The organism is Thermodesulfobacteriota bacterium (assembly GCA_034189135.1).
In the GTDB taxonomy this organism is placed as follows: Bacteria; Desulfobacterota; Desulfobacteria; order Desulfobacterales; family JAUWMJ01; genus JAUWMJ01.
The window spans coordinates 1-12,021 of the sequence record JAXHVO010000064.1; the positions used below are offsets into that span (position 1 = coordinate 1).

Below are 12,021 nucleotides of genomic sequence, written 5' to 3' on the forward strand. Positions count from 1 at the left end.
AAAGTCATCGAATTGACAAAGAACAATGAAACTGAATTACTTTATCGTAACATTTGTACTACTCTAAACGAAAATGAATTTAAAAAAGCAGCATAAGTTTTCGCTCAATTGGGGTTATACTTTTGCATTTACCTCTCAAGGTGTGGCAGTAACATAAAAAGGGATAAACACGCTTAAAATTAGCGGCCTTTCGACCAAAGATAAAAACTATCCTTATTACCAGCAATTCTCTTATATTACCGTTGGAAAGCCTGCCGGCAAAGCAAAGGCATTGTTGGATTTCTTATCGTCTGAAAAAGGCAAAGCGATTATAAAAAAAGAGGGTATTTGTACATCCTGCGTGGATTAATGTCTTAACAGGGGAATGAGAAAATATTTCTCACCTTTAGACAAAGGGGGGAGCGCGAAAGACACATAGGCATAAGTAAAAAAAATGATACATCTTTGTCCCTTCTCTCCTTGCCCTTTCTATTGCTGCATGTGTATCTTTTTGCCTTGGCTATCGTTTGTAAAGCCCGTATAGATCGGTTTCACCAGTTCTTTTTCCTTATCATAACAGACCAGACCGCAGTACAGACAGCGACAGGCTTCCAGTTTGGCTTTCTCAGCTGATATAGACCCCTTTACCTCCTCAGTGAAAGATTGAATGCGCAGGTCTACCGGGACTTCACTAATCTGAACTCTCGGTATGTGATCGGTGACTTTTACATCTTTTAGTATACTTTCAGGGAGGATCTTGTTCTGTAAATTTTCCGGCACCGGTATGCTGCCCTGGGTTAAATAAAAATGGATGGAACGAGCAGCGCGACGTCCTCCACCCACAGCCATGACCACCCATGCGCGTCCGGTATGAAGATCTCCCGCAGTAAAGATATTCTTTACAGAGGTCTGCATGGTATCCCTGTCAGCCGCAAGATTATTCTCTTTGGTTAGTTCGAATATAACCTTTTGGTTATGGTCCTGCAGACAGGAGAGGTCCGGCTGGCGATCTATGGCCGCAATAACCATGTCTGCATCTATGAGAGTCTCTGAATTCGGTATGGCTGCAACCTTGCTCTTGCCTGGTTTACCTGTTTCCTCAAGTTCCATCCGGGTATACTCCAGATGCGTGACATTGCCGTTTGTGTCAGAAATCACCTTGTTATGTTTCGTTAAAAAAAGAAACTGGACTCCCTCCTCCATAGCTCTGTCCACATCTTTTCTATTGGCTGACATATCCTTTTTGATACATGGGCATATAACGGTTACAGATTTTGCACCCAGACGAATTGAGCTTCTCGCACAATCCGCGGCTGTATTGCTCTCACCGATAATAACTACCCGCTGGTTGGCAAGTGTTTTGATTTTTACTCCCACGGATGTTAAAAAATCCACACTGCCGATTACTCCATTTTCATTTTCTCCGGGAATTCCAAGGGGTGGCACCGTCCATGCACCGATTCCAAGAAAAACGGCTTTAAACCCATCATCTTCCAAGCTCTTCAAGCTAAAATCCTTTCCAAGCTTTACACCCATTTTCGTTTTTATACCCAGTTTTAAAATTCCTTCGATTTCCCAGTCAAGAATATCATTCGGCATTCGGTATTGGGGAATTCCGTATCTTAGCATTCCTCCCAGTTCAGCCATGGATTCAAATATTACCGGATGATGCCCGAGCCTTCTTAAAAAATAGGCGCAGGACAATCCTGCCGGTCCTCCGCCAACAACTGCCACTTTACGGCCGGTATCCGGTGCGCAGGTTATTGGAATACGGTTCCCTGAATTCATCTCCCATTCACCCAAGTAACGTTGCAGACGGTTGATGGCCACGCCGTGATCTGCAATATTTCTGCGACATATATTTTCACAAGGATGGAGGCAGACCCTGCCGCATGCAAGGGGAAAAGGGTTGCGTTCTTTAATGGTCAATAGGGCCCCTGGTAAATCGCCTTCTCGAATCTTACGGATATACAGGGGGACATTTATTTGTGCAGGACATCTCTGTACACACGGTGCCAGGCAGTCACCTTCTTCATTAAAATGAAGCAACCTTTCGGTCATTGAAACAATGGAAATTACTTTGCGGGGGCAGACATCTGCACAACGTCCGCAGCCCTTGCATTTGTTTGGATTGACTATCGGAAGATTATCCGGTCCCATGTGAATGGCCTCAAATGGGCAGACCTTGACACATGAACCCAGGCCTAAACATCCCAAGGTGCACTGTTTATGGCCGTCATAGAGCATCGCCTCCGCTTTGCAATCTTGCACCCCTTCATAAAGATAGAGTTTGTCGGCTCGTTTTCCACCAATACATTTGATGGCAGCAATTCGGGGCTCCTTATACTCTACCTCCAAGCCCATTACTTCAGCGACCATCCGGTTTGTATCCATTCCTCCTGCAATGCACACATCTGGCGGAGCTTTGCCTTCAACAATTGCTTTGGCTGCGGCAGAGCAGCCGGGAAGTCCGCATCCACCGCAATTTGCACCGGGCAAAACCCTTTCAACCTCCCGTATGCGAGGATCTTCTTTTACATACAACAGTCTTGAAGCAACAGATAAAATCACCGCAGCAGAAAATCCCAGGCCTAAAAGCAAAAGAGCTGAAGAGGTTATCATTTGGTCACCAAATCTATAATTTTCATACCATTCCCACAAATGCAAAAAAGACCAGCGACATAAGTCCTGCTATTACCAGCGCAATTGGCGTTCCTTTGAATGCGTTCGGGATACGAGTGATTTCCAAGCGTTCGCGGATTAATGAAAGAATTACCAGAGCAAGCATGAAGCCGACCCCGGATGCCAGAGCAAACACCATTGATTTTAAAAAGCTAAATTCCTTTCGCTGACAAATAATTGCTATTCCGAGTACCGCACAATTTGTGGTTATAAGCGGCAGGAAAATACCCAAAGCTTCATACAAGGGCGGAATAGATTTTTTTAAAAACATTTCCACAAACTGTACTAACGTTGCGATAACCATGATAAACACAATGGTCTGTGTAAAAATAAGCCCGGATGGTTCAAGGATGTACTTTTGTATCGGCCAGGTAATTGCCGTTGCCATCACGGAAACAAATACCACAGCAGTTCCCATACCTATGGACAGGTCAACCGATTTTGAAGTGCCTAAAAAAGGACAATTTCCCAGGTATTGGGCCAAAACAATATTATTTATAAAAATAGCTGCGATAATAAGTGTAAAATAATCTGTCATGACTAAAACCTTTTGCTCTGCCATGTATTAATAAAATTCATGGCTGCAAGACATACTGCTAAGCATATAAACGCTCCGGGGGCCTCCACCATAAATGTGAAGGGTTTAAAATACACCCACATCAAGGGCCTGCCGAAAATAGTTCCGTAACCAAACACTTCCCGGACACCGCCCAGGAACGTCAGTGACATAGTAAATCCCAATCCCATCCCTAGAGCATCAGCAACAGACAGGTGAACCGGATTTCTTGAGGCAAAAGCCTCAGCCCGGCCTAAAATAAGACAGTTGACCACAATGAGGGGTACAAAGATTCCCAGTTGCTGGTATAGAAAATAGGTAAAAGCCTGCATGAGCAGCTCAACGGTAACCACCAGGGATGCTGCAATAACAATAAAACAGACAATGCGAACCTTAGGAGGAATAATGTTGCGAACCAGTGAAATAATTAAATTTGACAAAGTCAGCACAAATATGACAGCGCAACCCATGCCAAAACCATTATACGCCGTCTTGGTCACTGCCAGGACAGGACACAGTCCTAGAACCAACCGAAACGGAGGCAGTTCCAGCCAGAGTCCTTTGGAAAATTCCTTCCATGTGCGATTCATTTTGATCTTCCTTTTTTCATATGTTTCCAAGACATAAGAATTTCAGGCTTGATGGTTGTATAAATATTTGCCGATTTTTGAACGGCATCTACTGCACCCTTTGATGAAAATGTTGCCCCGGAAACTGCGTCAATATTACCCTTTTGTGATTTAAGTGCCAGATTGCTCAAAGGATGTCCGAAAAATTGTGCGGTAAAATCGTCTTTACCAATGCATGTGCCGATGCCGGGGGTTTCTTTCATGGTGGTAATTTTGATACCGGTTAATTGGTCCTTTTTTAAATCAAAGCCCACCATCACGCCGATGTCGCCGCCGTATCCTTTTCCGAATCCCTCTATGGCGACTCCTGTCAGACAACCTTTGCTGATAGCAGGAAAGACGGTGACCCGGGTATCTGTTTTGCCGACGTCAAATTGTTGTCTGTCAGCAATGGGATTATTATCAAAATTCTTTAAAACATTTTTAAGGGCCGGTCCTTGGACATATATCAGCACCTGCTCTTCAATACGGCTGAGAGTGGCCTGTTTAACGGTGCCCAAAAGAAGCCCGGCAACTAAACAAATCGCTGAAAGTACTACTACCATTTTAAAAATTTCGCGCATGACTTATTACTTTTTTTGAAAAGGCTTCGGGCGAATACGATCGAAAATCGGAGTTAACAGATTTGCAAGTAATATGGCAAAAGGGACCCCGTCAGGATAAACACTGTAAACCCGAATGATTATTACTAAAATACCTCCAGTAAATCCATAAAGGACCATAGGTAGATGCCCGACCGGCGAGGAAGCGGAATCAGTAGCCAGAAAAAAGGCCCCGAAAATCACACTTCCGGTAATAAGATGAAAAAATGGGTCTGCATACCTGGTGTGGTCTATGAAAAAATAAAGCGAGGCGGTAATACAGACTCCAGCGAGAAAGGCCAATGGAATATGAGGGCGGATGTGTTTTCGTAGTATTAAATATAGACCTCCCAGAAGAACAGCGGGCAGTTGCACGGCACCCAAACCGCCAACCTGCTTTCCTAAAAACAGATCCAGGTAATTAAATCCGGAAGCGGCTTCCGGGCCATAAAGCTTGAGCCGACTTAAAGGATATAAATATTCTGTGTCGAGCATGGACAAATCCATATCCATGAGATATTTCCATGAAATTTTGCAAACCACCCATGCGACAAGGGGGGCGCACAGGGGACTTGCACCGGGCCCGCCAAAAAGGATCCTGCCAAGTATGATGCTTAAACTGCTTCCGACAGTTACCAGCCACCATGGAGCCGATGCAGGCAAGAGAAATGCAAATAAAAGCCCTGTCAGAAGAGAACTGTAGTCATCGATGGTTATATTCAGGCCAGTGATTTTTAGACATAGTGCCTCTGTGACAACTGCTACCACACATGAAAGAGCCATAATCCTTAAGGCTTCGATGCCGAATTGTAAAATGGCCATTAATACTACCGGTGAAAGCGCCAGGATGGTTTCTATCATCAGTCCTGAAACACTTCGACCACAATGCCAGTGCGGGGGGGCAGAAACAGTTAAAATAGGTTCGCTGATAAAAGGTTTTTTTATTTGACTTGCCATATAAGCCACCTCGTTAATCTTGTTCAGATAAAATCCGAACAGCGAATTTTTGACCGAAAACAATGGGTTTCGGTCGAACACTATTTATGTTCCATCATCCTTACTTTTTTGCTGAGTAAAAAGTTCATCTTTAGCCAGGAGAATATACTGTAATACCGGTCGTCTTGCCGGACAGAAATAGGTGCACAGCCCGCACTCAAAACAGGATTCTATGCCATACTTTATCGTTTTTTCAAACAGTCCGAACTCTGCCATACGGCTGATGATGTTCGGCATGATACGAGACGGACAGTGGAGTACACATTCGCCGCAGTTTAAACAGGGTGCGTCGGTAACCGCTGAAAAGGTTCCTTGAGGAATGACTGAAATTCCATAAGCATCCTTATCCACTCCCTGATCCAGACTGTAAACCGCACTTCCTCGAAAGGGTCCCCCCAGGATAACTCGATCCCCCGGCTGGACACTGATGCCTGCATATCCCAATATCATCCGAATAGGGGTACCGATCTTGACCCTGTAATTGACTTTTCCTATCGTTATAATAGTTTCAGTAAGGGGCAAGCCGGTTTGGAGGACTTTCCCCATAGAATATAATTGTGGTATGGGTACAATCGCAACGTTTTCAGGCTGATCGAAACCGGTGACTGATTTAACGACAACACGGTTAAGACTGTTGGGATAAACCGTTTTGATGTGAAAGGTCACGCATCCGGACAGATAGGCCGTACTTCGTCCGGGGACTGCAAGTATAGCAGAAGAAGGAGAAATAAGTTTTCGTACCAATTCAAGACCCCGTTCAAGAGTCTCTTGATGGTCACGTAAAAGTTGGTCATAAACACTGATGCCGGGCTCGGGATTAAACCCGTTGATGATGAGCGTTTTTGACCGGTTAAGGTTTCTAGTATTAACGCCGAGGCCCTTTAAAATTCGAACAAGTTCTTTGCCTGGTTCAATTGCCGATATATCGACAGGCTTGGGCTGTAAATTTCCGCTGTCTGTTTTTAAGGAGATGGATGAAGGTGTAACACCGGTTACCTTACCTGAAACCGGTGCATGAATATCCCCCACATCATCTACCGGATGTTTAGCGATCACTGTCCCTTGAAGTACTTTTTTTTTCCTCTGTACTACGGGAGTATGCCCGATCAAAGGTACATGTACTTCATCTGGAGAGGGTATATCCTGAATGGTCTCCGTAAATGGGGTGATAAGAGAAGTAGTCGGCTTATTCATTGTGTTTCACTTAAAATGACATTTATTGCAGCTGCTTTCACCAAAGGGGCCTTTTCCCAGCTTTTGATGACAGCTTAAGCATTTTTTATGAAAAGCATCTTTTCTTGCCGGTATCAGTTGATTGATTTTGTTGCCCTGGTGGCAGTTTAGACAGCGAGTGTAATCTCCTTTACCTTTCTTCATATCTTTTTGGGAATGACAATCGGAGCAACCGCTGAAACCCTTGTCAAAAATATCTTCATGGCATTTTTTGCAGCAATCATGGGTTGCATCATGCAAATTGGGCATATCCTCACTTCCGTCAGTTAAGTGACAGGATATGCATGCCCTGGGTTCAGGCTCAATGTCAGGTTCATGATGACAATCTGTGCAATCATCGGTATAACTCTTATGGTTGGAGTGTTTGAATCTTGTTTTAATAAATTCCACGTGATGACATCTGACGCATGCCTTTTTTTCAGCAAAAAAACTTCTATGATTTTCCATATACTGCCGGTTAAAAGCGACAGGGTGACACAACCCGCATGAAATGTAATCGGTCTGGTCACCACTTTTATCATGATGACAGGTAACACAGGAAATTTGATAATCACCATAATGGGCAACATGTGGAAAAACCGCCTTCCCCCCGCAATCATCAATGAGAATTCTCAACGATCTTTCCCTGTCACCGGCAGGGCGTAAATATCCCACCATGGCAATAAGCGCCAATATAATGAGGATAAGAGAAATTGTGTGGTATCGTTTAGGCAAAAAGTGGTTTCCTGTTTTATTCATTTTATTTTGCGGAAAATAGGGCTTTAATTTTTTAACAGCAAAGGGTGTGCCAGCGGCACTTGAATTTAATTGATAATGATTACAAATAATTAAAAAATAGTTTGGGGGGGCAATATGATTAACTGTCAAGAAATTTTACAATTTGTAAACCCAAAAAGTTTTTATACGAGGAAATCGGAAACGGGTAATCAGGAAAAGGGCATCTCATGCAACTAAATTGCAATAAGAAATTATAGCCGAATTCTATAAACGAGGAATGGAGCCACTATAATCGGGCATTATTTGCTGTTATGAAAAGAAATATCAGCAACTAGTAATCCTCTTGACAAAACAAGTTTCATGCAATATAGTTGCATTATATTGCTTTTATCTTTAGAAAGCCAACAGCTCAAGTGGATGCCAGGGCCTACCAAAGGAGAAAAGATGCGAAACGCATTGGCAATTATATTTCTTTTCGTTTTAAGTATGATTTTCGGGAAAATCGCTGTTGCGGAAGGGAAAATCGATGTATTTGTCAGCATTGTACCGCAGAAATATTTTGTGGAAAAAATTGGCGGGGCTCTGGTAAATGTTTCAGTGATGGTTCAACCCGGAGCCAGTCCGGCGACCTATGAGCCCAAACCGAGGCAGATGGTTGCCCTTTCCAACTCAAAAATTTATTTTGCCATTGGGGTGCCGTTTGAAAAGCGGTGGCTTAAAAAGATTGCTGCGGCTAACTCCAAAATGCTCATCGTCCATACCCAGGAAGGCGTTGAGAAAAAATCCATGAAAGCGAATAAGTCGAAAGGAATCAAGGACCCTCATATCTGGCTTTCTCCTCCTCTGGTGATAATTCAGGCCCGAAACATGTTTAATGCTCTTGTCGCCATCGACCCGGATAGAAAACATGTGTATGAGGCAGGTTACCAAAAATTTGTTATTGAAATTGAAAACCTGGATGCTGAGTTAAAAGGAATTTTCAACGGAAAAGGAAAAGGGTTGGAGTTTATAGTATTTCATCCTTCATGGGGATACTTTGCCAATGCATATGGTTTAACGCAGATACCGGTTGAAGTTGAGGGGAAGGATCCAAAACCTGCCGATCTTCAACGACTGATAAAATACGCCAAAAATCGTGGTATAAAGGTAATTTTTGTTCAGCCCCAGTTTTCGGTTACAAATGCGAAGGTTATTGCCCAGGCAATAGGCGGGCAAATCTCTTTTGCCGACCCCCTTGCATTAAACTGGACGGATAATCTGCGCCAAATTGCCGCTAAATTTAAAGCAACTTTAAGATAAAATTTTATGGACCAATCGGTAATAGATATTAAAAATTTATGGTTTTCCTTTAATGGAGAACCTGTTTTGCAGAACGTTAACTTTACCCTTTATCATAAAGAATTTCTGGCCATGATTGGACCCAACGGAGGGGGAAAGACGACCCTGCTGAAACTGATCCTTGGGCTTTTAAAGGCCAACCGGGGTGAAATCCGGGTATTGGGGAAAAATCCCAGGCAGGCAGCTCACCGCATTGGCTATGTCCCACAGGACGTCCATCTTAATAAAGATTTTCCCATATCAGCCCTTGATGTCGTGCTCATGGGGAGGTTAAGATCAGGTATATACTGGCCACACCACAAAAGGGATGACCGGATTACCGCCCAAGCCGCTCTGGAAAAAGTAGAAATGGCACCATTTAGAAATCGTCATATTGGTGATCTTTCAGGTGGTCAACGACAGAGGGTTTTTATTGCCAGAGCTTTGGTTGCAGAGCCTGAAGTACTCATTTTAGATGAACCGACGGCCAGTGTTGATGCAAAAGGACAGGCTAAGATTTACCAAATTTTGGAAAAGCTCAACGAAAAAGTAACCATCCTGGTGGTAAGCCATGATCTTCTGGCGCTTTCCAGTTATATTAAATCAGTTGCATGTGTCAATCGCCATGTCCATTTCCACGGGGCTGCCGAAGTCACCGAGGAAATGCTGGAGATGGCGTACCAGTGTCCGGTGGAACTCATTGCTCATGGGCTGCCGCACCGGGTTTTACGTACACATGATGAGAGTTGATATATGTTTGAAGCACTTCAGTTTGAGTTTATGAGAAATGCATTGACGGCCGGTCTTCTTACCAGCGTTATCTGTGGTATTATCGGAACCTATGTCGTTGTTAACAGAATTGCTTTTCTTGCCGGCGGTATCGCCCATTCCGCTTATGGTGGAATTGGTCTCGCCTTTTTCCTGGGGTTGCCATATATCGTCGGCACAGTGGGCTTCACTCTTTTTGCGGCTCTGATAATGGCGGCTGTCACCCTGAAAGACAGGAACAGAGCGGATACTTTTATTGGGGTACTGTGGGCCGGGGGAATGGCGTTTGGAGTACTCCTGTTGGATTTAACCCCAGGATATAATGTCGATTTAATGAGCTATCTTTTTGGCAGTATTTTGGCTGTTCCGAAGTCGGATCTCTGGCAGATGCTGGTGATATGCTTAAGTGTTGGTCTCATTGTACTATTTTTCTACAACGATTTTCTCGCCATGTCTTATGATGAGGAGTTCGCCCGGCTTCGCGGAGTTCCGGTGAAAGGGCTGTATTTTCTTCTCATCGGGATGATTGCCCTTTCTATTGTGATGATTATTCGTGTGGTGGGACTTATTCTGGTTATTGCATTGCTGACCATTCCACCCTATGTTGCTGAGAAATATGTACAATCGCTCAGTATGATGATGCTTATTTCTACCTTGCTTTGCTGCATGTTCACTATGACCGGGCTATGGCTTTCGTACCTGTTTAATCTTACATCAGGATCAACCATTATCATGGTGGCGGTAGCGGCCTTTTTTATATCATTTTTAGTGCAGTATTTAAAAAACAAGCGTTTATATTCAAAGGCTATTGTCGATTAATGGTTTAATCTATGCAGGCCGCATTGATCGTCTTTTCATGTATCGGTTTAACTGAGATGATAGGGGGCGCCTAACACAACGATCTCATTTGTTAATTATTGTAACGGGCCAATAGGCGATTCCCCGGGCGAACCTTAGGTTTCATGCTTCGTTGTGCCCAGTCGGACATGAAAATTTATGAAAAACAGTATAAACGACTTCACCACTTATCCAATTAAAGAGATCTGTAAAAGGAAACCATGTGTTATCAATGCAACTATACACATCTTCTTGAAAAATCCGGTTTGGGCGTCACCCCGAACCGATTGAAAGTGCTGGAAGTGATAGGAAACAACAATTATCCGTTAAAGCCTGGTGAGATTATTGATATATTAAGCCGTAATACTGATATCAATCGTGTGACGGTTTATCGAATCCTTGATCTTTTAGTACAAAAAAAACTTGTTGATCGAATAAGCAGCGGGGGGCGTTCGTTTTATTATGGCCTGGCTCCAAACGAGTATCATCAGCCACACCCGCATTTCTATTGCAGAAAATGCGGCAGCATGGAGTGTTTAAATCCGGAAAGTTTGCATCTGGACATTAAACCGTTAAACAGAACTTTCCCGGGAGTGATTGATAATATTCAAGTTCGCCTGGATGGAATCTGTAAAAACTGTCTGAAAAAGGAAAAAAATAAAATGAGTCGCAACGCAGGGCTTTAAATTTGGACCATCTGTCTTAGCAGTTTCAGGTTTATCTCATCCCAATCTTTATCTGTGCTTCCCTTTGGCGTTTCAATGATTTTCGGAATATGGAAAAATTTCTCATCGTTCATAATATACTTAAACGCTTCCAAGCCGATATGACCGGAACCGATTTGTTCATGTCGGTCAACCCTTGATCCCAGTTCTTTTTTTGAATCATTAAGATGGATAAGACATAGACGGTCAAGACCGATGATAGAATTAAAATCAGCCATGGTTTCTCGATAATGTTTCATGGTTCTGATGTCATAGCCGGCAGTAAAGATGTGACAAGTATCGAGGCATATCCCAGGATTTATTTTGTTTTCAACTTTGCTGATAATGGATGCGAGCTGTTCAAAGGTATGCCCCACACTGGAACCTTGTCCTGCAGTGGTTTCCAGCAGAAGACGGGTGTTAATTTGAGGAATTTTTTCAACCAGTTCTCCAAATAGTTTATTGATGCTTTCAGCAATTCGTAAGATTCCCTCTTTTTCACCGGTTCCCATATGAGACCCGGGATGAAGCACAACATAGGGGATGTGCAGGCAGGATGATCTGATAAGTTCCTGGGTCAGCGCATTGCAGGACATTTTATGCTTTTTCTTGTCCGGTGTCGCCAGATTGATAAGATAAGACGTGTGAGAGGCCACCTCGCTTATCTTCGTTTCCGACTTGGCATACTTAAAACGATCAATCTCCTTTTGGGTAACCACTCTTTCTTTCCAGCTGTTGGCGTTTTTGGTAAATATCTGAAGCGCATTGCAACCATACCGTTTGGCCTCATACAAGGATTGGTCCAGGCCTTTTGCAATGGAGAAATGAGCCCCCAGCAGGCAGGAAGGTTTTCGGTTTTTAAATTTATTCCTGTGCATATTATAGTAATTCTCAAAAATATGTTCCGTTTTAAATGAGGAAACTGTCTGAGTGTATTAGAAATCGTTAACAAAGAACTTAACTGCAATATGGCTAATTTATTGTAGTAGTTGTCATACTGAAATTACTTATTATAAAGATAG

At 43.3% G+C, this 12,021-nt stretch carries 12 protein-coding genes; 4 read left to right on the forward strand and 8 right to left on the reverse strand.

Going from position 1 to position 12,021, the window contains the following annotated elements; genetic code table 11:
• Positions 1 to 468: 468 nt before the first annotated feature.
• The 7 genes from SWH54_09210 to SWH54_09240 all read right to left on the reverse strand — a co-directional run bounded on the left by SWH54_09210 (position 469) and on the right by SWH54_09240 (position 7,370).
• Positions 469 to 2,601, reverse strand: coding sequence for an RnfABCDGE type electron transport complex subunit B (locus SWH54_09210; GenBank protein ID MDY6791432.1), 2,133 nt, complete (start codon positions 2,599 to 2,601; stop codon positions 469 to 471).
• Between the two features lie 22 nt (positions 2,602 to 2,623).
• A complete protein-coding gene (locus tag SWH54_09215) occupies positions 2,624 to 3,199 on the reverse strand; it encodes an RnfABCDGE type electron transport complex subunit A (protein MDY6791433.1) in 576 nt (191 codons plus the stop codon).
• A 2-nt stretch (positions 3,200 to 3,201) separates the two neighbouring features.
• Positions 3,202 to 3,807, reverse strand: coding sequence for an electron transport complex subunit E (locus tag SWH54_09220; GenBank protein ID MDY6791434.1), 606 nt, complete (start codon positions 3,805 to 3,807; stop codon positions 3,202 to 3,204).
• Positions 3,804 to 4,409 carry an RnfABCDGE type electron transport complex subunit G gene (locus tag SWH54_09225; GenBank protein MDY6791435.1) on the reverse strand — a complete coding sequence of 202 codons (606 nt, stop codon included), beginning with the start codon at positions 4,407 to 4,409 and terminating at the stop codon, positions 3,804 to 3,806. The genes SWH54_09220 and SWH54_09225 overlap by 4 nt, the downstream gene beginning before the upstream one ends.
• Positions 4,410 to 4,415: 6 nt before the next feature.
• Positions 4,416 to 5,384, reverse strand: coding sequence for an RnfABCDGE type electron transport complex subunit D (locus SWH54_09230; GenBank protein ID MDY6791436.1), 969 nt, complete (start codon positions 5,382 to 5,384; stop codon positions 4,416 to 4,418).
• Between the two features lie 84 nt (positions 5,385 to 5,468).
• Entirely contained in the window at positions 5,469 to 6,617 is a 1,149-nt protein-coding gene (locus SWH54_09235) for a 4Fe-4S dicluster domain-containing protein (protein MDY6791437.1), read from the reverse strand.
• A gap of 6 nt (positions 6,618 to 6,623) precedes the next feature.
• Entirely contained in the window at positions 6,624 to 7,370 is a 747-nt protein-coding gene (locus tag SWH54_09240; protein ID MDY6791438.1) for a cytochrome c3 family protein, read from the reverse strand.
• 447 nt (positions 7,371 to 7,817) lie between these two features.
• Between SWH54_09240 and SWH54_09245 the strand changes: the two genes are divergently transcribed.
• The 4 genes from SWH54_09245 to SWH54_09260 all read left to right on the forward strand — a co-directional run bounded on the left by SWH54_09245 (position 7,818) and on the right by SWH54_09260 (position 10,981).
• Complete coding sequence (locus SWH54_09245) at positions 7,818 to 8,672, forward strand: zinc ABC transporter substrate-binding protein (GenBank protein MDY6791439.1); 855 nt, start codon at positions 7,818 to 7,820, stop codon at positions 8,670 to 8,672.
• A 6-nt stretch (positions 8,673 to 8,678) separates the two neighbouring features.
• The gene (locus SWH54_09250) at positions 8,679 to 9,440 is read left to right on the forward strand and encodes a metal ABC transporter ATP-binding protein (protein ID MDY6791440.1); all 762 of its coding nucleotides are present in this window, start codon (positions 8,679 to 8,681) and stop codon (positions 9,438 to 9,440) included.
• Positions 9,441 to 9,443: 3 nt separating this feature from the next.
• A complete protein-coding gene (locus tag SWH54_09255; protein ID MDY6791441.1) occupies positions 9,444 to 10,277 on the forward strand; it encodes a metal ABC transporter permease in 834 nt (277 codons plus the stop codon).
• A 239-nt stretch (positions 10,278 to 10,516) separates the two neighbouring features.
• Positions 10,517 to 10,981, forward strand: a complete 465-nt coding sequence (locus SWH54_09260; GenBank protein MDY6791442.1) for a Fur family transcriptional regulator — start codon at positions 10,517 to 10,519, stop codon at positions 10,979 to 10,981.
• Here the strand turns inward: SWH54_09260 and SWH54_09265 are convergent.
• Positions 10,978 to 11,877, reverse strand: coding sequence for a deoxyribonuclease IV (locus tag SWH54_09265; GenBank protein MDY6791443.1), 900 nt, complete (start codon positions 11,875 to 11,877; stop codon positions 10,978 to 10,980). The two genes, SWH54_09260 and SWH54_09265, sit on opposite strands and share 4 nt — an antisense overlap.
• Positions 11,878 to 12,021 lie beyond the last annotated feature (144 nt).